22 protein-coding genes and 1 other annotated feature are annotated in these 22,391 nt (G+C 39.7%); of the genes, 5 read left to right on the top strand and 17 right to left on the bottom strand.

The window, feature by feature from the left end:
* Positions 1–2: 2 nt before the first annotated feature.
* From hisH to hisG, 5 genes are read right to left on the bottom strand one after another with little or no spacing between them, the layout of a single operon-like run.
* Positions 3–593 (bottom strand): imidazole glycerol phosphate synthase subunit HisH, encoded by a 591-nt coding sequence (gene hisH / locus BDD30_RS16540; RefSeq protein ID WP_041382116.1) that lies wholly within the window; start codon positions 591–593, stop codon positions 3–5.
* Positions 593–1,660, bottom strand: a complete 1,068-nt coding sequence (hisB, locus tag BDD30_RS16545; protein ID WP_015835005.1) for a bifunctional histidinol-phosphatase/imidazoleglycerol-phosphate dehydratase HisB — start codon at positions 1,658–1,660, stop codon at positions 593–595. Before hisB ends, hisH begins: the two co-directional genes overlap by 1 nt.
* On the bottom strand, positions 1,660–2,763 hold the full coding sequence (gene hisC / locus BDD30_RS16550; RefSeq protein WP_041382114.1) for a histidinol-phosphate transaminase: 1,104 nt from the start codon (positions 2,761–2,763) through the stop codon (positions 1,660–1,662). The genes hisB and hisC overlap by 1 nt, the downstream gene beginning before the upstream one ends.
* A 2-nt stretch (positions 2,764–2,765) precedes the next feature.
* On the bottom strand, positions 2,766–4,082 hold the full coding sequence (gene hisD / locus BDD30_RS16555) for a histidinol dehydrogenase (protein WP_015835003.1): 1,317 nt from the start codon (positions 4,080–4,082) through the stop codon (positions 2,766–2,768).
* Between the two features lie 6 nt (positions 4,083–4,088).
* Complete coding sequence (gene hisG, locus BDD30_RS16560; protein ID WP_041382112.1) at positions 4,089–4,988, bottom strand: ATP phosphoribosyltransferase; 900 nt, start codon at positions 4,986–4,988, stop codon at positions 4,089–4,091.
* Positions 4,989–5,014: 26 nt separating this feature from the next.
* Positions 5,015–5,138 (bottom strand) — a sequence feature (His leader region).
* A 321-nt stretch (positions 5,139–5,459) separates the two neighbouring features.
* Here hisG and BDD30_RS16565 point away from each other — a divergent pair.
* Positions 5,460–6,287: an SDR family oxidoreductase gene (locus BDD30_RS16565; protein WP_015835001.1), complete on the top strand. Its 828-nt coding sequence runs from the start codon at positions 5,460–5,462 to the stop codon at positions 6,285–6,287.
* Between the two features lie 6 nt (positions 6,288–6,293).
* Here BDD30_RS16565 and BDD30_RS16570 read toward each other — a convergent pair whose 3' ends face one another.
* Positions 6,294–6,914 carry a glutathione S-transferase family protein gene (locus tag BDD30_RS16570; protein WP_015835000.1) on the bottom strand — a complete coding sequence of 207 codons (621 nt, stop codon included), beginning with the start codon at positions 6,912–6,914 and terminating at the stop codon, positions 6,294–6,296.
* 307 nt (positions 6,915–7,221) lie between these two features.
* On the opposite strand from BDD30_RS16570, the gene BDD30_RS16580 reads away from it, so the two are divergent.
* Positions 7,222–8,424: a serine hydrolase gene (locus BDD30_RS16580; RefSeq protein WP_015834999.1), complete on the top strand. Its 1,203-nt coding sequence runs from the start codon at positions 7,222–7,224 to the stop codon at positions 8,422–8,424.
* 73 nt (positions 8,425–8,497) lie between these two features.
* Here BDD30_RS16580 and BDD30_RS16585 read toward each other — a convergent pair whose 3' ends face one another.
* The 6 genes from BDD30_RS16585 to BDD30_RS16610 all read right to left on the bottom strand — a co-directional run bounded on the left by BDD30_RS16585 (position 8,498) and on the right by BDD30_RS16610 (position 15,942).
* Positions 8,498–9,352 (bottom strand): hypothetical protein, encoded by an 855-nt coding sequence (locus BDD30_RS16585; RefSeq protein WP_015834998.1) that lies wholly within the window; start codon positions 9,350–9,352, stop codon positions 8,498–8,500.
* 678 nt (positions 9,353–10,030) lie between these two features.
* Positions 10,031–10,369, bottom strand: a complete 339-nt coding sequence (locus BDD30_RS16590; RefSeq protein WP_015834997.1) for a hypothetical protein — start codon at positions 10,367–10,369, stop codon at positions 10,031–10,033.
* 849 nt (positions 10,370–11,218) lie between these two features.
* Entirely contained in the window at positions 11,219–11,536 is a 318-nt protein-coding gene (locus BDD30_RS16595; RefSeq protein ID WP_231849140.1) for a Cro/Cl family transcriptional regulator, read from the bottom strand.
* Positions 11,537–12,291: 755 nt separating this feature from the next.
* On the bottom strand, positions 12,292–13,590 hold the full coding sequence (locus tag BDD30_RS16600; protein ID WP_041382107.1) for an HAAAP family serine/threonine permease: 1,299 nt from the start codon (positions 13,588–13,590) through the stop codon (positions 12,292–12,294).
* 978 nt (positions 13,591–14,568) lie between these two features.
* Positions 14,569–15,177 carry an undecaprenyl-diphosphate phosphatase gene (gene ybjG / locus BDD30_RS16605; protein ID WP_041382105.1) on the bottom strand — a complete coding sequence of 203 codons (609 nt, stop codon included), beginning with the start codon at positions 15,175–15,177 and terminating at the stop codon, positions 14,569–14,571.
* 504 nt (positions 15,178–15,681) lie between these two features.
* Positions 15,682–15,942: a GrxA family glutaredoxin gene (locus tag BDD30_RS16610; protein WP_015834993.1), complete on the bottom strand. Its 261-nt coding sequence runs from the start codon at positions 15,940–15,942 to the stop codon at positions 15,682–15,684.
* A 194-nt stretch (positions 15,943–16,136) separates the two neighbouring features.
* On the opposite strand from BDD30_RS16610, the gene BDD30_RS16615 reads away from it, so the two are divergent.
* From BDD30_RS16615 to rlmC, 3 genes are all read left to right on the top strand, one after another.
* A complete protein-coding gene (locus BDD30_RS16615; protein WP_015834992.1) occupies positions 16,137–16,451 on the top strand; it encodes a YbjC family protein in 315 nt (104 codons plus the stop codon).
* A gap of 85 nt (positions 16,452–16,536) precedes the next feature.
* Positions 16,537–17,049, top strand: a complete 513-nt coding sequence (locus BDD30_RS16620; protein WP_015834991.1) for a type III secretion system chaperone family protein — start codon at positions 16,537–16,539, stop codon at positions 17,047–17,049.
* Between the two features lie 24 nt (positions 17,050–17,073).
* On the top strand, positions 17,074–18,207 hold the full coding sequence (gene rlmC / locus BDD30_RS16625; RefSeq protein WP_015834990.1) for a 23S rRNA (uracil(747)-C(5))-methyltransferase RlmC: 1,134 nt from the start codon (positions 17,074–17,076) through the stop codon (positions 18,205–18,207).
* A 63-nt stretch (positions 18,208–18,270) separates the two neighbouring features.
* Here the strand turns inward: rlmC and artM are convergent, their stop codons facing one another.
* The 5 genes from artM to BDD30_RS16650 all read right to left on the bottom strand — a co-directional run bounded on the left by artM (position 18,271) and on the right by BDD30_RS16650 (position 22,352).
* A complete protein-coding gene (gene artM, locus BDD30_RS16630) occupies positions 18,271–18,939 on the bottom strand; it encodes an arginine ABC transporter permease ArtM (protein ID WP_015834989.1) in 669 nt (222 codons plus the stop codon).
* Positions 18,939–19,655: an arginine ABC transporter permease ArtQ gene (gene artQ, locus BDD30_RS16635; protein WP_015834988.1), complete on the bottom strand. Its 717-nt coding sequence runs from the start codon at positions 19,653–19,655 to the stop codon at positions 18,939–18,941. Before artQ ends, artM begins: the two co-directional genes overlap by 1 nt.
* A 13-nt stretch (positions 19,656–19,668) precedes the next feature.
* On the bottom strand, positions 19,669–20,403 hold the full coding sequence (gene artJ / locus BDD30_RS16640; protein ID WP_015834987.1) for an arginine ABC transporter substrate-binding protein: 735 nt from the start codon (positions 20,401–20,403) through the stop codon (positions 19,669–19,671).
* Between the two features lie 19 nt (positions 20,404–20,422).
* On the bottom strand, positions 20,423–21,151 hold the full coding sequence (artP, locus tag BDD30_RS16645) for an arginine ABC transporter ATP-binding protein ArtP (RefSeq protein ID WP_015834986.1): 729 nt from the start codon (positions 21,149–21,151) through the stop codon (positions 20,423–20,425).
* A 301-nt stretch (positions 21,152–21,452) separates the two neighbouring features.
* Positions 21,453–22,352, bottom strand: coding sequence for a LysO family transporter (locus tag BDD30_RS16650; RefSeq protein WP_041382103.1), 900 nt, complete (start codon positions 22,350–22,352; stop codon positions 21,453–21,455).
* Positions 22,353–22,391 lie beyond the last annotated feature (39 nt).

The following is a 22,391-nucleotide window of genomic DNA, read 5'->3' on the forward strand; positions in this document are numbered from 1 at the left end:
GTTTACATCTCCAAAAAGTTCTTTAATAACTTGGCTCCAGCGGTGCCCGAACGTTCAGGGTGAAATTGCACACCAAAGAAATTGTCTTTGGCGATTGCGCTACTGAAAGTATTGCTGTATTCGGTTTGAGCAATGGTGTGTGCATTGACTGGAATCGCGTAACTATGAACAAAGTAAAAGTAGGCATAGTCTCCAATGCCCCGAAATAGCGGATGTCCCGCTTTGGGTAATACCTGATTCCAGCCCATATGTGGTAACGGAAGCCGATCGGTAGCCATCTTTTTGACGGGTGAATCAATAAGTTCAAGCATCGTTACATTATTGCTTTCTTCGCTGGTGGTAGCGAATAACTGCATTCCAAGGCAAATACCTAACACAGGTTGGTTCAGTACTTTAATCAACGGTATAAGTTCCCGTTGCTCTAGTTGATCCATTGCTGCCCCGGCAGTACCAACGCCGGGTAAAAGTAATTTATCTGCTGCCAGGATCGTTGCTGTTTCTCGGCTGATTTCTGGTTCATAACCTAATCTGCGGATGGCATAAGCCACAGATGATAAGTTGGCGCAGCCAGTGTCAAGAATGACGACTTTCATCACAAAACCCCTTTGGAACTTGGCAGTGTATCGCCTTCTATCCGAATTGCCTGACGTAATGTCCGGCCAAAGACTTTAAACAGGCTTTCTGCTCTGTGGTGATCATTATTGCCTTTTGTTTTCAAGTGCAGTGTGCAGGCCATGGTATAAGAGAGTGAGCGGAAGAAGTGCTCGATCATTTCAGTACTCAGATCACCGACTCGTTGATATTTAAATTCAGCTTTATATTCAAGATGTGGGCGACCGGAGATATCGAGAGCGCAGTGAGCAAGGCATTCATCCATTGGTAATACAAAACCAAAACGGGAGATGCCTCGTTTATCTCCCAAAGCTAGTTTTAACGCTTCTCCGAGTGCTAGTCCGGTGTCCTCAACGGTGTGATGATCATCAATACAGAGATCGCCTCTAACCTGAATGTTCATACGGAAACCGCCATGGGTTGCAATCTGATCCAGCATATGATCAAAAAAACCAACACCAGTATTGATTTTGCTGCCACCTTCGCGATCTAGCCAAACTTCAATGTCGATGGATGTTTCTTTGGTGACACGTTGAATGTGAGCATGGCGATCTTGACAAGTCAGTTGTTCGCTTATGGCTGACCAACTAAGATTTTCCGGCTGATAGTGCAACCCCTGAATACCCATATTTTCAGCTAGTTGCAGATCGGTTTCCCGATCACCAATGACATAACTGTTAGCCGTATCCATCAAACCCTCTGCCAGATATTTTTCAACCAGTTTTGTTTTTGGCTTACGGCAATTGCAGTTGTCTGCGGGTTTGTGAGGGCAGATTAAAACTTCATCGAAATTGATCCCTTGAGAGTTAAAAATTTGCATCATCAGGTTGTGTGGGGGTTCAAACCCTGCCAATGGAAAGCTTTCTGTACCAAGGCCATCCTGATTGGTGATCATAATCAGCTTGAAACCTGATTTTTGCAGGGCAAGCAATGCGGGAATAACGTTAGCTTCCAGTGCTAATTTGTCCAGGCGATCAACTTGAAAATCTGTTGGTGGTTCAGTAATCAGTGTGCCATCGCGGTCAATAAAAAGTAGTTTCTGGTTCATCAGCTTTCTATTTCCTTTGGTTGTTTGTTTTTAGTGGAAAGGGCGCTAATGGCTTCAACCACCTGTTCACACTCTTTACGAGTGCCTATAGTGATCCGCAGGCAACCATCCAAACCAGGCTGTTTGCGTTGGTCACGCAGGATAATCCCCTTATGCCATAATGTTCTGAAAACTGTCTCAGCATCATAGAATTTCACGAGTATGTAATTGGTTTCACTGGGGCATATCTTTTCAACGATTGCCAATTTATTCAGGGCCTGTTGCAAGTAGTCACGGTTCTCCTTAATTTCAATAACCCGTTTTTTCATAATGGCGATACCTTCTGCTGTCAGTGCTTGTGCTGCAATATGTGCAACAGGAGTAGAAAGCGGATAAGGCGCAATGACTTTTAATAACAGGGCGATGATATCCACAGAGGCGAGAGTAAATCCACAGCGCAAACCAGCCAAAGCAAAAGCTTTCGAGAGGGTTCGCAAAATCACTAAATTCGGATAGTTTTTTAGCCAGCTTGCGATACTATTTTCCGGGCAGAATTCAATATAGGCTTCATCAATCGCGACGATTGCGCGGTTGGTGGTTAGTTCCAAAATTTTGCGCAGTGAAGCCGGATTAATGGGATTCCCTGTTGGGTTATTAGGGCTACAAATGTAGATTAGTTTTACTCGGTCGAGGTTATTTTCAATTTCTTTGATATCCAGTTGCCAATTTTCCTGAGTGGCAATTTTCTTTTGTTCGACACCAAAAGCTTCAGCGCTGACACTGTACATACCATAAGTTGGAGGGCAGAACAAAACAGCATCTTGTCCAGGTTCACAAAAGACGCGGATCAGGAGTTCAATGGATTCATCGGCACCACGACAGGCAAGTACTTGTTCAGGTTGTAAACCTGCATAGGCAGCATAGTGGTGGATGACAGATACCGGCTGGCAGTCAGGATAGCGGTTTAATGTTTGTTCTGTGAACTGGAAATCAGGGGCCAGTGGATATTCGTTGGCATTCAACCAAACATCGCCATTACCGCCAAGGCGGCGGGCAGACATATAAGGTATTAATTTGCGGACTTTTTCCCGTGCTAATAGATTGACATCAAAAATATTATCCATGTTCACTCCTTGTCTGCAATATTCAGAGCAGCTACACGTAAAGTCACTGCGTTTTTGTGAGCGGTGAGTTGTTCTGCCTGTGCCAGTGTTTCGATGGTCTGAGATAGATTTAATAGCCCTTTCGGAGTCAGTTGCTGAATAGTCATACGTTTCAGGAAATCAGCCAGACCAAGGCTAGAATAAGTTGAGGTGTAGCCATAGGTTGGCAAGACGTGGTTGGTTCCTGAAGCGTAATCTCCCGCAGATTCTGGCGACCAGTCACCGAGGAAAACAGACCCCGCATTGGTGATTTTTTCAACCAGTTGTTCTGGCTGACGAGTCTGAATAATCAGGTGCTCAGGGCCATAGAAGTTACTGATTTCCACACATTGTTGCAGGCTTTCTGTCACGATAATCCGGCTATGTTCTAATGCCTTAACCGCTATCAGATTACGGGGGAGCTGGGATAGTTGTTTTTCGATTTCCTTTATAACTGCTTTGGCTAATTTTTCATCAGGCGTTATCAATATGACTTGTGAATCTGGGCCATGTTCTGCTTGTGAAAGTAAATCGGCGGCAGCAAATACTGGATTTGCATCCTTATCGGCAATAATAAGCACTTCTGACGGGCCTGCTGGCATATCAATAGCAGCACCATCTATTCGTTGACTAATTTGGCTTTTAGCTTCAGTAACATAAGCATTACCAGGGCCGAAAACTTTATCTATTTTAGGTACGGATTCTGTTCCGAACGCCATAGCTGCAATGGCCTGGGCACCGCCAATCTGGAATATTTCTGTAATTCCGCATAATTTGGCAGCATAGAGAATTTCATCTGCAATAGGGGGCGGAGAACAAAGCACAATTTTGCGGCAACCTGCTATTTTGGCAGGCGTTCCGAGCATTAAAACTGTAGACGGTAATGGTGCTGAACCTCCGGGAATATACAACCCGACAGAATCGATAGGCCGTGTTACTTGCTGGCAATAAACTCCTGGCTGAGTTTCTACTTCAATTTTTACCGGTTTCTGAGCTTCATGGAAAGTGCGGATATTATGCATTGCTTGCTGCATCGCTTGTTTAATATCGTTATTGAGGCGGTTATCAGCGGCTGCTATTTCTTCTGGTGAAATACGGATGTTTTCAATAACGGTTTTGTCGAAATGTAGACTAAGTTCTCGCAGGGTGTCATCGCCACGTTCTTTTACCGCGTCTAGAATCTGTTCCACTGTGTGGGAAATTTCTTCAGAAGCAACAACAGCAGGGCGTGTCAGTAAAGCTTGTTGTTGTTTACCATTATATTCCTGCCAACGAATTGGGGTCTTGAAACGAGTAATCATCTTTATTTACTCCATCATTTTTTCAATTGGCAGAACCAAAATGGAACTTGCGCCAAGGGATTTAAGTTTCTCCATCGTTTCCCAGAACAGCGTTTCACTGCTCACCATGTGCATGGCAATGCGGTTCTGATCACCAGCCAGCGGTAGAATCGTTGGATGTTCTGCTCCGGGTAGCAGAGAAATCACCTCTTCGAGTTTCTCACTGGGTGCGTGCAACATAATGTATTTGGATTCACGGGCCTGAATGACCCCTTGAATGCGAGTCATCAGTTTATTAATCAATTGCTGTTTCTCGGCGGGCATTTCGCCATCACGTTGAATAAGACAGGCTTTTGAACGGTAGATAACTTCCACTTCCCTCAGACCATTTGCTTCCAGTGTTGCCCCCGTTGAAACGAGATCACAGATGGCATCTGCTAATCCGGCACGAGGTGCTACTTCTACTGAGCCATTTAGCAGACAAGATTTAAAGCGGATTTTTTTCTGGTCGAGATAACGTTTTAACAGGTGAGGATAAGAAGTGGCGATACGAGTATCTTGCAGACATTCGACACCGGTATAGTTGTGATCCAGTGGGGTAGCCAGTGAAAGACGACAAGTGCCGAAATCGAGACGGCGTAAAGTGAAATATTGTGGATCTTCTCCCTGAGCACGACGATTTAATAATTCTTCTTCCAGGACGTTTTCACCAATAATGCCCAGATCAACGACGCCGTCCATGACCAACCCTGGAATGTCATCATCACGTACCCGTAGGATATCGATTGGCATATTTTCTGAGAATGCAATTAGGCGCTGTTGTTGCAGATTGATTTTAATACCACAGCGAGATAACAACTCACGGGAATCTTCACTCAACCGGCCAGATTTTTGCATTGCTATACGTAAACGTGATTTATCTAACATTTTTATCCCCATTGAAAATTGGAAACATAAAAAAACCCTCGGAAGGATTCTTCCGAGGGTTTTTATCGCATTCATGCCACCGGAAGACCCGCTAAACGTCTTCCAGTACACAACAGCCTGAAAGACTAATCAGGATGATGGTGATGATGGTTGAACTGAATGCGGATCATAATGGCTTCTCTTTTCTATTAATTTTATTAACTGTTATGTATTTCTATTAGTTACTGTTTGTTGCCGGCTGTTTTGCGGTTGGCCAGCATGGGTTAAATTTTTTGCTTGCTATTCAACCTATACGATTTGGCAGGTTAAAAGCAATCTATTTTTTTAAAAGAAATTTATATTTTAATAATATCTTGTTTTTACTTGAGATATTGTTTTCCATGAGAAAAATACAGGATCAATAATAACAGTAGCTTAATGTTTATATTGTTAGCATAATCAAGGCAATATCAGGCATATGAAGGAGTGGTGATGAAAAAAGTTTCCATTATCGGTCTGGGTTGGTTGGGGATGCCATTAGCCAAGGCATTGAGTTGTAACGGTATGCAGGTTGTTGGTAGTAAAACAACGCCAGATGGCGTAGAAGCAGCACGTATGTGTGGTATTGAATGTTATCTGTTACAACTGGAACCTCAGATTAATTGTGCTTCTGATGATTTGGAACAACTGATGACAGCTGATGTGCTGATTATCACTTTACCGGCAAGTCGTACTGCTGGTGGCAGTTATAACTATGTCAAGGCGGTTCAGTTAATTGTTGATACAGCCTTGTCATACTCTGTGCCGAGGGTTATTTTCACCAGTTCCACTTCTGTTTATGGACTTGTTGCCGGTAAACTCAATGAAGATGCTCCTTTTTGCCCTGAAACACTATCAGCTCAGGCATTGGTTGAATTGGAAAACTGGTTGCATAAATTGCCAAATATTTCCGTTGATATTCTGCGTTTGTCGGGGTTGGTGGGAAGTGGTCGTCATGCTGGGCGTTTTTTGGCAGGGAAGAAAGAAGTTAAAGGTGGTGATCAGCCTGTAAATTTGGTTCATCAGGATGATGTTATTTCAGCGATTAATTTATTACTTCAAAGGCCAAGAGGCGGGCATATTTATAATTTATGTGCGCCTATTCATCCAACCAAAGCGGAATTTTATCCTAAGGTCAGTGGTCAGCTTAATTTAATTCCACCTGAATTTGCCAGGGAAGAAACTCAGGTGGAGAGTAAGATTGTTGATGGTAGCCGTATTTGTAAGGAGCTAGGATTTAAATATCAATATCCCGATCCAAGATGGATGCCAATGAGTTGATTTTTATTAACTTAACTCAATCATGACAATTTCTCTGAACGCTGGTCTTTCTGTCATCAGGTGATACCAGCGTTCAATATTTGGCAGAGATGGGCGTTTGATATGGGCATTAAACCAAGGATAAATCATCGGCCCTAATGCAATATCAGCCATGCCAAACTTATCGCCAGAAAGATATTCTTGTTCTGCTAAAGTGTTATCTACTATTTCCATCAGTTTTTCGATTTCAGTGAGTGTTTGTTCTATTTGTTTTTGATTCCGCTCTGCTTCAGGTGTGCGAATAAAACCGATCATTAGTTGTTTGATATGAGGAAATAAATGTGAACCGACCCAATCCATCCATTTATCTGCATTTGCTCTCTCTTGTAAGTTTTGCGGATAAAGAATATTCTCACCAAATTTCGCCGCCAGATAGCGGACGATCGCGTTAGATTCCCACAGAATAAAATCACCTTCTTGTAAACAGGGAATTTGTTTATTTGGATTCATTTTCAGATATTGTGGATCATCCAGCTTGCCAAATTTACTGCCAATATCTATCTGGTTGTACGGTACATTAAGCTCTTTTAGGCACCAGAGTACTTTTTTTACATTAGAAGAGTTTTTACGGCCCCAAACGGTCAGCATTGGTTTCTCCTTGAATGGGAATATTAGGCAGTTATTTATTGTTATCTACCATTTATCATCAGTTTAAATTAAAACTGATGGTAAGAACAATATTTACACTGTTAAAGGGGGTTCTTATCGTACAACATCATATACCTTTCATCCTTCAAATTGCTGCTTTGTTGGCTGTTTTCACTTACCCCAATCACAGAGTTATCTATGCTCTTGGGGATGTGTTCACTTGTCGCCGCGCTGCAACTTGAAATCTATTGGGTATATATTAATAGAAATTTGACATTGTTCTTGCAAGCAGAAGGGAGGAACGTTAATGAAGAAAAATCTGGCTATGACGGTGAAATGTGTTACTGCTGTACTGGCGGTGATATTAGTCGCAAATACTCATGCTTATGCATCGGATGAACCGCTGGTTCCTTCGGTGGATGCTAAAGCTTATGTGTTGATGGATTATGACAGCGGTAAAATTCTGGCTTCCAATAATCCTGATGAACGGCTTGATCCAGCAAGTCTGACAAAAATCATGACCAGCTATGTGATTGGTCAAGCGATAAAAGCAGGAAAAATCACACCGGAAGATGTTGTTACCGTGGGAAAGGATGCTTGGGCAACGGGTAATCCGGTATTGAAAGGCTCTTCTCTGATGTTTCTGAAGCCGGGTGACCAGGTAAAAGTGATTGACCTGAATCGTGGCATTGTTATTCAGTCCGGTAATGATGCTAGCATTGCTTTAGCTGATTATGTGGCAGGTAGTCAGGATACGTTTGTTAGTCTGATGAATAATTATGTAAAATCACTTGGGTTGACTAACACCCATTTTCAAACGGTTCATGGATTGGATGCTGAAGGGCAATTCAGTACTGCCCGTGATATGGCGGTATTAAGCCAGGCGATGATCCGTGATGTTCCTGATGAGTATGTTCTTCATAAAGAGAAGGCGTTCACTTTCAATAAAATCCAACAGCCTAATCGTAATCGGTTGCTATGGAATAAAAGTATCAATGTGGATGGGGTGAAAACAGGATATACCAGTGGTGCTGGTTATAATCTGGTTGCTTCAGCGACAGAAGGACCAATGAGACTTATTTCTGTTGTGCTGGGTGCGCCAAGTGATCGGGTTCGTTTCGCAGAGAGCGAAAAATTACTTTCATGGGGATTCCGTTTTTATGAAACGGTGACACCAATTAAAGCCAGTGAATCATTTGTTTCAGAAAAAGTTTGGTATGGTGATCGCTCAGATGTTGTTCTTGGGGTGGAAAAAGATGCAGCAATCACTATTCCCCGAGGTCAACTGAAAAACTTGAAAGCCAGTTACACGCTGAATCAGACACCATTAGAAGCACCTTTGGCAAAAAATCAGGTTGTAGGTGTGATTAATTTTCAATTGGGGGATAAAGTTATTGGACATCGCCCCTTAGTTGTTAAAGAAACTGTTGAAGAAGGTGGTTTTTTCAGCCGTATTTGGGATTTTATCGTCATGAAAGTTAGCAGTTGGTTTAATGCAATTTTTGATTGATTTAACGTAATTTTATGTGGAAAGGTAAGGCTTCTGGTCTGGTGCGCGGCATTTTTGCCGCGCTCGCCTTGTGCTATCTTTTTCTGTCCAGAGAACAATGTCCACTACTTTTTACAGAAGAGCCATGATACCGACCTTTGAATAACAGAACGCCATTAGGCTGATCTTCCCAATAAGCCCATAATTCGACTTCAGTGTTAACATGGTGGCCGATATTCTCATATCGAATATGCGTAGGCGATAAACCTTGATAAGCTCGGGTTGATGTCCCTTCGTACCTGAATTCATAACTAGTCGCGAATCCTGTCAAATCACCACTTCTGAATAGAATACAGGTTGCTACGTCGTGGAATTCTACCCAGCCGTTAAGCGGTTTATTTTCACCTTCAGTTTCTTTTTCAAAAACAATGACATTTTTACCTGTTTCAGTTTTACCAAATACGATAAGTTTCCCAGCTTTAAGGGGGCGTAATAATGATATTGAATTTTTCTGTGGGTCTATAATCAAGCTCTCATACTCAATCCCATTGATGTTTGCTACATAATTGGAAAAACGGTTGACATTGCCTCCTCCGAAAATGATAAATGGTTCTTGAGGATTTGAGAGGTCAAATTCACCGGCATAAGGTCGTACAGCATCACCATCAGTAAAAATTTTCTCACTTTCCCCGATGCCGACGGCACCATATATTTCTATTTTACTGTTCCAGGAGATTTCGTCTTTTGCTATGGGAACGATAATCATATTTTCTGAAGGTAATACAGGGGGGGATTGATAAGTAATTCCCTCAAAAATTAAATCGTAAATATCAAAAAATTCAACATTTCCCTCAACGAATTTGACGGCTCGGTGCCATGCTCCATCATAAAAATGATCTGTAGCGTAACCTGAGGATGGTTTTTCAATACATCGATTTTTTTCTGACATTTAATCACCTATTATTATAAAGATTGATGGGTGGAATAAAATAGACATTTAAAAACATTAAAAATAGTAGTAAGCGTTATTGATATTTGTCAAGAAAATGGGCCTGGATTGGATTTTTTTACCATTTTATAGGTAATGTTTAATAGAAGGTCAATTCATAAGGAGTTAATGTCTAAGAGTTGTAAATAGAACTGATTTAATTATTTTATTATATTGTTTTTAGGTTATTAAGTATGTTTTATATAAATATATTGCAATTGGTTTTTCTATTACTTTTGGTGTTTTTATTTAAATGGATATTTATTTAATTACATATGAATTTATGCAATAAAGATTTTTATTATTGAAAATAAGGTATTGTTTATGGTATTGAATTTGGAAAGATTCTGTCAAAACAGGCAGAACTATGATATTACAGTTCTGCCTGGAGAGAATAGTGTCTGATAGAAATTGTCTTTTAGCTTGTAATAAACATCAGCCTCATTCTACCAAGGAAATACTATGCCAAATTTATACCCTTCATCCTTCAAGTTGCTGCTTTGTTGGCTGCTTTCACTCACCCCAGTCACATAGTTATCTATGCTCCTGGGGATTCGTTCACTTGCCGCCGCGCTGCAACTCGAAATCTATTGGGTATATATTGTAACAATACTGTATTTGACGTAGCTATTTATTATCTTAAGAAGCCAACAGAGTTGCGTTGTAGATATAATTGTATCCACCAGGAGAAACTGCTGATGAAGAAGTTATATTTACACGTTTGTTATTACTACAAGCGTTCAGAAGAAGATGATACAGAGCTGCACCTCTGTAGTCCTGAGCATTCCACCATAAGAGATAGTTAAATTTGCCGTTAGGGAATTGCATAGTAACAGTAATCTGCAATTGGTTTTGATCAGGTGCAGCTTGGACTGAACTTACTGTACCGACTGCGAAATAGTAATTAGGAGCCTGAGTAGTTTCGGTTTTAGTTTCTGTTGCCACTTCACCGTTTGAAGAAGGATGTGCATAGTTCATTGTATTAATCCTATAATTTAATGTAGTTGAAAAAATAAATTTTTATTACTTAGAAATGCGGAGCAATAAATTGTCCGCCGAAGAAATATAAGATAATTGGTAATTGTAATCTATATTAAAAGTTTATCTGTGTTATATAATTATTGATGCTATTAAAATGTTGCCAATAATATATTTCCCCTAAAGAGTTAGATATGTAATAATCAAATGCATAGTGATAATCAAAAAATAACATTGATATTTACCGCTGTTTATCTGAAAGGGAGAATTAATAATCTATTCCCATAGGCGTTATTATTGCGGGGCATTACTGTTTAATAAGTCGTAGACCTAAACACCATATAGGAATTGAAGTACATGAGAAATTATTTTATTTGTCTCTTTAATCTGTATTTCTTAGAGTATATTTTGTTCAGATATTAGGAAGTTGTTTATGTTTTAGGTGCTTATATAATTATAAGTTTGGTGATTAATAGTTATGATATGTTTCATGGATAATTATATCAAATAAAATAATTTTATTTTCTTAATGGTGTTAATATATCATTAAAGTTATTTTTTCATTATGAAATATTAATGATGTGTAAAAGGTGGATATTATCCTATCTTGTTTTTTAAATAACATTGAATACAATAATGACGGGCAGAACGTTGAGATTACGTTCTGCCCTAAATCTGGTAGGAAAGCATCTTTATGAAAATTAGCTTTATTCTACCAGAGAAATGTTGTGCCTGATTCCTGTTTATAACTGTACTGTATTTTACGACGAACCAGTTTACCTGAAATCAGATTAAGTTTTTATTAGGAATCTACTATTTGGCACAGACATTTAATAACGGATAGTTATTTTACATAGATAATTCTACGTAATTGATATAATCACGATCGAGAGGTCCTACTTTTCCTACGGTTCCTATTTTTACATCTTTCTTAGCACAAAGAGCTTCCATCAGAATCTTATAAATAGCCATACCTCTGTTGTCCATAAGATTCCATTTTAAAAGCATCTCTTCAGAGCCGCCATCAAGGAGTAATACAGTTACCATGACTTGCATGACATTATCAGGCATAACTTTCATGCTAATAACTTTACAGCTACGTAAGACCATATCATTCATCATATCTTTATCTTTGACCAAAGAAGGGTGCATATCGTTAATCATCATAATAAACTCCATAATATATTGTAATTTATTGATAAATAAACTTATATTTTCTCAAAAAAAGAACGGAAAACCGTTAGCTTGAGAAATATAAGATGGTTGGTACTGCTACTATAAAAAGCAATCTACATAAGAAATATTTTTTGCACTAAAAATATAGGACAGTTGACATTTTTAATTGGCATATAACATTTTGTCTGACACATATAACTATAGGTGCCATTTGTAGGTTGTCAATTAAATTTAAGAAAATAATTTAATTAATTGATAAATATAATTATATTGCCACAAAAAGGAAATAAACTGTAAATGTGAAATAGTTGTAATTTCTTACATTCTGTATAATTAGATGGAATTAAGATGCTGTTGATAATATATTTATATTGGAATGATTAGTGTGATAATTAAAATGTAATTACATTTTTATCTGTGTGAAATGATATTTTTTTATTTTTTTCAAATTTCTATAATTATCAATATGAATGAGTTGTTATGTGTCTTTTTTACAAGGAAACTTTTCTATGATAATTATTCGTCTGTTCTGTAAAAAGCTTACTAGAGCATAAATAGAGTTATCATTGGTTGTTTTAATATGAGGAACAGTTATATCAGGAGAATCTGATATTAATTAATGTTATTGATAATATAAATATTTATTTAATATTCCAAGAGTCATACATCTATAAGTCTCTTGATTCTATGCGTAGTAGATCTACGGCGGTTGCTGTCCGCTGAAGAGAACAGCAACCGGAAATTTATTATGCAAAGAGAGAGTAGAGAACAGCGGAAATAGCTACCAAACCCATAAAGACAACAAATATGTTGCTCAGTTTGCCGCTATATTTGCGCATGGCAGGAACTTTGCGGATTGCATACATTGGCATGATGAACAGCAGCATTGCGATAACTGGGCCGCCTAATCTTTCGATCATTTCCAAGATACTTGGGTTCAGGGTAGCAACTATCCAAGTTGTTACTAACATGAAAATGGATGTGATACGGTTCAGTTTATTTGGTTCAATGGTTTTACCTTGGTCACGTAGTGTCTTGACCACCATACCGTTAAAGCCTTCACGAGCACCCAGATAATGACCAAGGAAAGATTTGGTGATCGCTATGAATGCAATAAACGGAGCAATGTAGGCAATCACTGGGGTATTAAAGTGATTAGCCAAATAAGACAGAATAGAGATGTTCTGTGCTTTAGCTTCTGCTAGGTTTTCTGGAGACAGGCTTAGTACACAACTGAATACGAAGAACATAACTGTTACAACCATCATGATGTGAGCATATGACAGGATGCGGGAGCATTTTTTCTCAGCGTTTTCGCCGTATTCTTCACGTTTTGCTACTGCAAATGCAGAGATGATTGGTGAGTGGTTAAAGGAGAACACCATTACCGGAATTGCCAGCCACAGAGTAACCAGCAGCCCATGGCCTGTGCCCGTGGCAGAAACAGAGATGTTTTCGAAGATTGCGGTGTTCCAGTTAGGGATCAGATAAAATGCCAGTAACATCAGAACGGCAACAAAGGGGAATACGAGTACGCTCATTGCCTTAACGATAGCTTGTTCACCGAAACGAACGATGGTCATTACACCAACAATTAGAATCAGAGCCAATAGGGCACGGGGCGGAGAGGGCAGATGTAATTGGTGAACAATAAAGCTATCTACGGTGTTAGTAATAGCTACACTGTAAACCAGTAGTATCGGGTAGATGGCGAAGAAGTAGAGCAGGGTGATGAGTTTACCTGCCAGGTTGCCAAAGTGCTCTTCTACCACTTCAGTAATATCTTCACCTGGATTTTTACCGGACAGAACGAAACGGCACATCCCGCGGTGAGCAAAGAATGTCATTGGGAAAGCCAGTAATGCCATCACCAGCAGAGGCAGCAGGCCACCAATACCTGCGTTGATTGGTAAGAACAATACACCGGCACCAATCGCAGTACCATATAAACCAAGCATCCATACTGTATCTGATTTACGCCAGGTTTTATAATCGCTTGGGCTGGCAGCCTTCGGTGCGATCGTACCTGTTTGAGTCATATCCATAATTATATCTCCGAGAATAACGCGGTAAATTAAAAAACAAAATTTCAGCACCACAAGCATTCAATAAATGCATGTGGTTTAACTTTTTCTTTATAAAGAATAAATTCTCCAAATATGTCTGGTTTTTATTTATTCGTTTTTATTACCACATTGGCATATTGGTCGAAAATTAAACTTTAAATTAGCAAACCAAAATTTTCGCTTTACTTTCTTTTTTGAAAGAAAGTCTGAAAATTTTAACTCCAGACTTTTGATGATGGCAAGATAGCGATTTTTAGTGAATAGTACTGTGATCATAGTCTCAAACGCCGAATAAATCTCGTATAGTCATAATGTTACGAGATTTAGTGTAATTGTTGCCTGAATATTACTAGTTTTAATGAGGTCAAATTATAACCTGAATTGAGTTGTTACTCAACTCTCATTATTTTCTTATGTTTTTGCTATTTCTTTATCTTTTGTTTACATTTTAATGAATAGAAATGAAAAATAGAAGTAAGAATTAATAAATTGATAAATATCAATTTGTTACTGGATATAAAAATATTTATATCTTATATGCCATATTTGTATCTTTGTGAAAAATATATATAAAGTCAGAATACAGATTGATAGCGTTAATAATGAGCGTAAAATATGAGCGATTGATTTTTCGATCAAGTATTAATAACCCCTATCGTTATATATCTAGTTATATAGTGGCTTAGTACAGATTTCTTGACTGATGAAAAGATTTAGGCTGAATTTTAAGGGCGGATAGATGTTAAATATGGTCCACAATATTATTCTGTTGTTTAACGAATGTACATTTTCGAGGGTAAAATGAACCAATAACTTCTAATAAAAAGGTCCTGATTGGAGTAGAGTTTGCTAGTTCGGAATAATTAATTCGCATTTGTGTTGCTGATAAAGAATACAATTATGTATCAATATTAGTACTTTATTAGTACTTTCGTGAGCTCAAGTTGGTAGTATGCATTAATTTTTTATCCAGCCTTTACGGATAGGGAAAGCGCAGCAGCGTTGGTACAGGTTATTCAATGTTCTTTGTAAATTTTCACCAGACCAAAGCCAGATCATTTGTGTAACAGCACATGCCATCAGACTGACGAGAAATGCGCCAACCATATCCATCGGCCAGTGGACACCTAAATAGACTCTGGACCATGCGATAGACAACGTAATTGCCATCAAACACAAACCTGGCAAGATCCTATACCAGAACAGAAAAGATAAAGCGAACGTAAAGGCAGCTGTTCCGTGATTACTCGGGAATGAGGTTGTCGGTGCGTGGAGAAGAAAGTTATAACCGAAACTTTCTGCAAAAGGGCGGTCGTGAGGGCAGAGTAAACCGATACAGAATGAGGTTAGCATAGCAAAACAAAAAGCAATGGTGGTTTTACTGACGATAACCCGGTGATGGGGAAGGGCACGTTCTGAACCCCAGAACCAAAAGCCTGCCAATATCAGAGGAAAAATCAGAACCAGATATTTCGCAACAAAAACCGCTATTGCAATCACTATTGATGATGATTCAGGTGTGGCATTGAAAAAAGTAAACAGATTATGGTTTATTTGCTCTAACAAATCGGGCCTCACATCCAGTCACGTGTGTGCATAACGACAATTGGGCGTGAAAGAGTAAAGTTGGTAACTGTATGAGTAAAGAGTAATTGTCATAATTATTTGGTGTTATTTATTTTTGGTTTATATTTCCACCAGGAAAATGTTGGGTAGTAGTAATGATGAAATTAGTTAACGTGTTGATATTTATATGAATATGTCCTTGTTCGGCTTAATTTGAGGAATGGGTTATATGTTTGTGAAAGTCAGATTCTTCAGGTGATAAAAAAACCCGATAGCCTTGAACCAAAATGGATGAGCTATCGGGTTCCTCAATATGGGGATATCAAAGAAAAGCAGTGGCATTAACTCAGACTACGATTTGGCAAGAAAGTTCTTCGCAATTAAGAAAAAAATACGAATCTTTTTCAGTTTGATGAAAATAGCATTTTTTGCACAAATCAACTCAGTAAGTTGTCGTTAATCAGTGGCTGTTTTCACAGCGAAAAAGCAAAGTGCGAAGTTCGGTTATTGTAATAAATGATGTTCTTTTACATATGCTTCGAAATCTGTACAGCCACCAATGTGTTGCTCATCAACGAAAATCTGTGGAACAGTTTCCACGGGTTTACCAACAGTTTTTTCTAGATCAGCCTTAGTGATACCTTCTGCGTGGATATCAACATAGTTGAAGTCAAAATCATCACGCTGTTCTTTCAGTCTTTCAGCCAGTTCTTTCGCGCGGACGCAATACGGGCAGCCAGGACGGCCGAAAATCACAGTAAACATATAAACTCCTCTTAGTTATATTAAAATAATCTTGATTGATGTGTTGCTCATGTTCATTGATAGTCACTATGCCTGCATAGATCGGTAAAAAAAAGCAGGAATTGCCTTTTGTTTTAATTAATCATACCGATGTTGGCAATTGATTTACGATAGTATAATGCTACACCAAGGTTGTAAGTGTAAGTGAGATACTAATGAAGAAAAGTAATCGACAGCGTCGTATGAGTTCGTTGGCAGATATGCCAAAACAGGTTATCCTGCTGGAGGTTATTGGCATTGGGTGGTTGCTCCTGGCATATTTGACTATCAATGATGTTGTTATCTTAACAGATCTACTAATGACTCCAGAAGCACATATTGTTATGATTTTCGTAGGAATTGGTTGTTTGATTCCTGCTGCGGTCAACATCATCTGGCGTGCAGTGTATGGTCTCTCTTTTCTGGGAATTGATCATAAAAAAGAGAGTAAAAATAAGTCGAAAGGTATCGATAACGGTAAAGAAAAATAATTTATCAGTTATTGGTGATAGCGCGGTAAAGAATTATTTCGTAAGCTATAGCGCTTTTTCATTTTCCGGTGTATGGGGTTGTTAGATGGGTTCACTTGTCATTCCTGACTTACCAGTATTGCGTGAGTGGTTGGATCAGCTCAAAATTTCCTACTTTGAGTGTGATTCGTGCCAAGCATTGCATCTACCTCATATGCAGAATATTGATGGCTTATTCGATGCTAAAATTGATTTACTCGATAATGTCATCTTGTTTTCTGCTTTGGCTGAGGTTAAGCCAACAGCAATTATTCCCCTAATGGCTAATCTAAGTCAGATTAACGCAAGTTCACTGACTATTAAGGCTTTTCTTGATATTCAGGATGAAAATTTACCGAAATTAGTCGTATGTCAGTCTTTTTTGGTTTCTGCCGGACTCACCTTTTCTCAGTTTTCTCATTTCTTACAACAAAGTGAAGAGCAAATTGCGGGTGTGATTTTTGAAATTCACAGTAATAACCTGTTGTACATTAACCGTGATATTGAAGTTGAAGGTGACATTGAAGAGGACGAAGAATCACAGGTTTCTACTAAAGCACCGACTTTTACTTTGCACTAATATTTCCAACACGGTCATTCAATAATGCAATGTGCACAGTATTCCTCAGGGCATTGTCACTCCTGTCAGTGGCTTGAAAAACCCTATTTTCAGCAGTTAGAAGATAAGCAGCGGAATTTAAAACAGTTATTGGCCCAAACCATCGTTGGCCAATGGTTGTCCCCGATTGCCAGTGAACAAAGTACTTTTCGCAATAAAGCTAAAATGGTCGTTAGTGGCAGCGTGGAACGTCCATTGTTAGGTATGTTGCATCGCGATGGAATCGCGGTTGATCTGTGTAACTGTCCCCTTTATCCACCGCATTTTCAGCATGTATTCGATGTTGTTAAATCTTTCATTGCCTGTGCTGGATTAACGCCGTATAACGTTGCCCGTAAACGGGGTGAACTAAAATACTTGTTACTGACAGAAAGCCGTAATAGCGGTGAAATGATGCTGCGCTTTGTACTGCGTTCTGAAACGAAAATCGCTCAATTGAAACGTGCTTTGCCCCAATTGAGAGCGCAATTGCCACAGCTTACTGTTATCTCCGCCAATATTCAGCCAATCCATATGGCGATTTTGGAAGGTGAAAAGGAGATCCTTTTTACCGAGCAGAAAGTACTGAAAGAAGAATTTAATGGTATCCCTCTTTACATTCGCCCACACAGCTTTTTCCAGACTAACCCGAAAATCGCTGCTGAATTATATGCGACAGCAGGGCGTTGGGCCCGTGAGCTAAAAATTAATAGCATGTGGGATCTGTTTTGTGGCGTTGGTGGTTTTGGGCTGCATTGTGCAGATAAAAACACGCGTTTAACTGGAATAGAAATCAGTCCTGAAGCGATTGATTGTGCCCGTGATTCGGCCAAAACACTGGGTTTGGAAAATATCGAATTTCAGGCTTTGGATTCAACACGTTTTGCTATAGCAAAAGAGCAGATACCGGAGTTGGTTTTGGTAAATCCACCTCGTCGGGGAATTGGTAAAGAATTGTGTGATTATCTCAGCAGAATGGTGCCTGGTTATATTCTTTATTCAAGCTGCAATGCTCAGACGATGGCGAAAGATATCGCTGCGTTGGCTAATTATCGTGTAGAAAAGATACAGTTATTTGATATGTTCCCTCATACTGAGCACTATGAAGTTTTAACATTATTGGTGTTAAATCGTGGCTGATTTTATATTGTGAAGAAGGGGATGAGGCTGTAGAAATGCTCCATCCCCGTGATAGCCAAACATTTAATTGCGATGCTCAAAAGCCAGTGCGCGGCGCTCAATCATCCTCATCAGTAAAGTCAAGATACCGTTAACGCACAGATAAATCACACCTGCGGCAACGAAAGCCATTGCATCATAATTACGGCCAAACAAGATTCGGCTGTATCCCATCACTTCCAGCAGAGTAATGGTGCTTGCAAGAGACGTACTTTTGAAAATTAATACGACTTCGTTGGAATAGGAAGACAACGCCCGTTTGAAGGCATATGGCAGCAGAATCCGCATAGATTGTGCTTTAGACATGCCCAACGCTTGGCAGGAGTGCCACTGACCAGCAGGGATTGCTTTTACTGCACCGTAAAATAGCTGAGTAGAATAGGCAGCACTATTAAGCGCTAGCGTCACCATTGCACAGAACCAGGGTTCAGACAGTAGCTGCCAAAACAACGGATACTCTTTTATGGATGGAAATTGTCCTGGTCCGTAATAAACCAGAAAGAATTGCACCAGCAAAGGTGTACCGGTAAATAGAGTAATGTAGGTTTTTACCAGTTGTGTCAGTACTGGCAATTTCATGGTCAAAATTATAGTGAACAGCAGGGATAGCGTGAAAGCGACAAAAAGAGCCGCAATAGTTAAACTCAGGCTGATTTGCAGCCCGGGCAAAATTTGTTGAATATACTCAAGCATCAGGAAGCACTCCGATCAAAGCGAGTAGTATGCATCTCGATTTTCTTCAGAATAAATTGACTGATCAGGGTGATAGCCAGATAGATAAGCGCCACAATCATATACCAGGTAAAGGGTTCCTGAGTTCGTGTTGCAATACTTTTGGTTTGTAACATCAGATCATTAACGCTGATAAGCGATACTAACGCGGTATCTTTCAGTAAAACTAACCATTGATTGCTAAGTCCGGGTAGAGCATGTCGCCACATTTGGGGCATTATCAGGCGGAAAAATATTTCAGCGCGACCAAGACCCAATGCCAGCCCTGCTTCCCATTGGCCGGCAGGAATTGCTTTTATTGCGCCTCTCAGTGTCTGGGATGCATAGGCAGAATAGAGCAGGGAAAGTGCAATGACGCCACAAAGGAATGGGTTGACAGAAAAATCTTGAATGTCTATCTGAATCCTGGGATGCCAGAAAATGAGATAAACATCAAAGCCATCAGCTAACATTATCAGGAATTGTGATACGCCGGAGTAGACGAACAGCACAACCAAAATTTCCGGTAATCCTCTGAACAGAGTAACCCAGCAGGTGCCAAGCGCGGCGAAGGGTTTCCAGCGTGCTGATTCCCAGGCAGCGAAGATCATTGCCAAAATTAGGCCAAGCACTAATGCAGAAATGGCAAGGCCGACGGTAATACCGGCGGCGCTGATTAGAGATTGAAATTCATTCATTGAGATTTAGTTATCATTCAAACCATTTTTTATAGATGATGGCATAAGTGCCATCTTGTTTGATATCAGTTAATGCTTTGTTCAGCTTATTCTGTAGCTCTTTATTGCCTTTACGAACCGCAAAGCCTAAGCCGATGCCAAAGTAATTTGGATCAGTGACTTTATTACCCACTGTCTCTAAGTTGTCATTCTTTTTCAGCCACTCATTTATAGCGGCAGTGTCACCGAAGATAGCATCCAGACGACCGTTTTTCAGATCCAGAATTGCATTCTGATAACTATCATAAGGAACAGTTTTAATCTCTTTCTGTTGTTCAATTAAGTATTTTTGGTGAGTTGTTCCGTTCTGGATACCCACTTGTTTGCCTTTCAGTTCTGCAACGCTGGAAATTTTGCCTTTAATTGCGATAAATACCGCTGAGTTATCATAATACGTATCAGTAAAATCAACCTGCTTCTGACGCTCAGGTGTGATGTCCATTCCAGCGGCTAAAGCATCAAAGCGACGAAATTTCAGGCTTGGAATTAGACTATCAAATGATTGGTTAGTGAAAGTGCATGTGGCATTAATTTTCGTACAGAGGGCATTCGCCAGATCTATATCAAAACCTTGAATTTGATTGTTTGCGTCAATGAATTCAAACGGGGGATAAGTGGCTTCCGTAGCAAAACGAATGGTCTCTTTTTCCGTGGCGGTTGCAGATAAAGTCACTGTACCCAAGAGGGTTGCAAAAAGTAATTTTTTCATCGCTATATCCTATTAATAGTTAGTGTGACAGATAATTAGCAAAGGCTTTAGTTTGTGGTTGAGTAAAATGGCTGGTATCACCTTGTTCTATAATGCGACCGTTTTCCATATATACGACACGGTTTGCGGCTTTACGGGCAATTTCCACTTCATGAGTGACGATAATCTGTGTAATACCCGTTTCGGATAATTCACGGATAATATTCACAACCTGCGCGGTAATTTCTGGGTCTAATGCGGCAGTGGGCTCATCAAATAGTAAAATCTGTGGTTCCATCATCAAGGCTCGGGCAATAGCAACCCGTTGTTGTTGCCCTCCGGATAAATGTTGTGGGAAGCGGCCAGCAAAATCATTTAAGCGCAAGCGGGAAAGTATTTTATCCGCTTTTGCCAGAGCCTGTTGTTTGGATAAACCGAGTACACGGCAAGGCGCTTCGATTAGATTATTCATAACAGTTAGGTGGGGCCACAAGTTATATTGCTGAAAAACCATACCTACATTCTGACGTAGAGAACGAATCTCTTTTGGTCCGGGTGTTTGTTCAAAATTGAATTGATGATTAGCGATATTCAACTGGCCGGAACGCGGTATTTCCAGCAAGTTTAATACCCGTAATAAAGTGCTTTTACCAGCGCCACTCGGTCCTAGCAAAACCACTGTTTCCCCTGGAGAACACTTAAGATTAATGTCAAACAGTGCTTGATGTACACCGTAATAGCAATCAATGCTTTTTAATTGAATACTCATGCTTTATTTCTGAATAGTCAGTGATTTAGTGTGATGCTAAACCCGTTGGCATAATTATGCAATATTTTATACAGATAATATTTCTAATTGATATTTCAATTACATATCTGATTAACTAGTTCTATTCGCTATTTACACAGTCCTTTAACAAAAGCTTATTTATGCTGTTTTCATACTGAGGAGATTGAGTAGGACGCCAATTAATAAGCAATTAAGGTGAATAGTTATTGTTTACTACTGAGCGATCAAGCCCTCAAATCGTAATTTATGACGTCAAATATTATTGTGGTTGAAATTCTGGTTAAGTAAAGAATGCTATCAGTAAAGGAGCGAGTAAACTTAAGACAAAACCGTGAACAATAGCTGCCGGAACGATACTGACACCACCACATCGTTGTAATACTGGCAGGGTGAAATCCATAGAAGTCGCACCACTTAACCCTATTGCACCTGAGCGATATCGATTAACCAAAGCCGGAATTAACATAATGGCTGCCAGCTCACGCGCGAGGTCATTAAAGAATGCGGCACTGCCGATTACAGGCCCATAAGCATCAGAAAGCAAGATACCGGAGAGGGAATACCAGCCATAACCGGAAGCAAGTGCTAAACCTGTTTTCACTGGCAGTCCAAGGATCAATGCCGCGACTGCACCACCAGCAAGCGCACTGATTGCGACAATAATTGCAATAATCATACCTCGGCGGTTCAGCAATATTTGTTTCAGGTTCATACCGCTGTTACGTAATTGAATACCTACTAGTAACAGTAAAATAACCAGAGCAATTTCATTGGCACGACTGGCGAAATATAGCCATGACCAGCCGGTTAGTCCAAGTAGGAAACCCAAAATCAGAACGCCACATAATCTCAGTGATTCAAAAACCATATGTAAGCGGGAAGGGGGTTTTTCCTGTTTATGTGGGCCGGTAATCCATGGATCACGTTTTTCAAGAAGGAATAATGCCAGCATATTGGCGGCAAAAATACATAGGAAGAATACAGTTGCATACTGAAAAATAGAGAAGAGGTTACGGCCTAAATCTTCCAGTAAAGCAAGGCTTACCCCCATGACAAACAGAATAACATATACCATCGCGTTGAGGAGGCGATGAACAGCATTTAGCAGCGTTTTATTACTCAAACGAACAAAATAACCAAGCGTTAACGGTAAAAGAATGATCAGCAGTCCAGAATACATAATTAACATCCTTTAAAACAGTTAACGTCTTTTTATCTA

Source organism: Photorhabdus asymbiotica (assembly GCF_003634575.1).
GTDB lineage: Bacteria > Pseudomonadota > Gammaproteobacteria > Enterobacterales > Enterobacteriaceae > Photorhabdus > Photorhabdus asymbiotica.

What these genes read in the sequence shown, in the direction of transcription:
- hisH (WP_041382116.1), bottom strand. Translation starts at nt 593, where the DNA reads ATGAAAGTCGTCATTCTTGACACTGGCTGCGCCAACTTATCATCTGTG.
- hisB (WP_015835005.1), bottom strand. Translation starts at nt 1,660, where the DNA reads ATGAACCAGAAACTACTTTTTATTGACCGCGATGGCACACTGATTACT.
- hisC (WP_041382114.1), bottom strand. Translation starts at nt 2,763, where the DNA reads ATGGATAATATTTTTGATGTCAATCTATTAGCACGGGAAAAAGTCCGC.
- hisD (WP_015835003.1), bottom strand. Translation starts at nt 4,082, where the DNA reads ATGATTACTCGTTTCAAGACCCCAATTCGTTGGCAGGAATATAATGGT.
- hisG (WP_041382112.1), bottom strand. Translation starts at nt 4,988, where the DNA reads ATGTTAGATAAATCACGTTTACGTATAGCAATGCAAAAATCTGGCCGG.
- BDD30_RS16565 (WP_015835001.1), top strand. Translation starts at nt 5,460, where the DNA reads ATGAAAAAAGTTTCCATTATCGGTCTGGGTTGGTTGGGGATGCCATTA.
- BDD30_RS16570 (WP_015835000.1), bottom strand. Translation starts at nt 6,914, where the DNA reads ATGCTGACCGTTTGGGGCCGTAAAAACTCTTCTAATGTAAAAAAAGTA.
- BDD30_RS16580 (WP_015834999.1), top strand. Translation starts at nt 7,222, where the DNA reads ATGAAGAAAAATCTGGCTATGACGGTGAAATGTGTTACTGCTGTACTG.
- BDD30_RS16585 (WP_015834998.1), bottom strand. Translation starts at nt 9,352, where the DNA reads ATGTCAGAAAAAAATCGATGTATTGAAAAACCATCCTCAGGTTACGCT.
- BDD30_RS16590 (WP_015834997.1), bottom strand. Translation starts at nt 10,369, where the DNA reads ATGAACTATGCACATCCTTCTTCAAACGGTGAAGTGGCAACAGAAACT.
- BDD30_RS16595 (WP_231849140.1), bottom strand. Translation starts at nt 11,536, where the DNA reads ATGATGATTAACGATATGCACCCTTCTTTGGTCAAAGATAAAGATATG.
- BDD30_RS16600 (WP_041382107.1), bottom strand. Translation starts at nt 13,590, where the DNA reads ATGGATATGACTCAAACAGGTACGATCGCACCGAAGGCTGCCAGCCCA.
- BDD30_RS16610 (WP_015834993.1), bottom strand. Translation starts at nt 15,942, where the DNA reads ATGTTTACTGTGATTTTCGGCCGTCCTGGCTGCCCGTATTGCGTCCGC.
- BDD30_RS16615 (WP_015834992.1), top strand. Translation starts at nt 16,137, where the DNA reads ATGAAGAAAAGTAATCGACAGCGTCGTATGAGTTCGTTGGCAGATATG.
- BDD30_RS16620 (WP_015834991.1), top strand. Translation starts at nt 16,537, where the DNA reads ATGGGTTCACTTGTCATTCCTGACTTACCAGTATTGCGTGAGTGGTTG.
- rlmC (WP_015834990.1), top strand. Translation starts at nt 17,074, where the DNA reads ATGCAATGTGCACAGTATTCCTCAGGGCATTGTCACTCCTGTCAGTGG.
- artM (WP_015834989.1), bottom strand. Translation starts at nt 18,939, where the DNA reads ATGCTTGAGTATATTCAACAAATTTTGCCCGGGCTGCAAATCAGCCTG.
- artQ (WP_015834988.1), bottom strand. Translation starts at nt 19,655, where the DNA reads ATGAATGAATTTCAATCTCTAATCAGCGCCGCCGGTATTACCGTCGGC.
- artJ (WP_015834987.1), bottom strand. Translation starts at nt 20,403, where the DNA reads ATGAAAAAATTACTTTTTGCAACCCTCTTGGGTACAGTGACTTTATCT.
- artP (WP_015834986.1), bottom strand. Translation starts at nt 21,151, where the DNA reads ATGAGTATTCAATTAAAAAGCATTGATTGCTATTACGGTGTACATCAA.
- BDD30_RS16650 (WP_041382103.1), bottom strand. Translation starts at nt 22,352, where the DNA reads ATGTATTCTGGACTGCTGATCATTCTTTTACCGTTAACGCTTGGTTAT.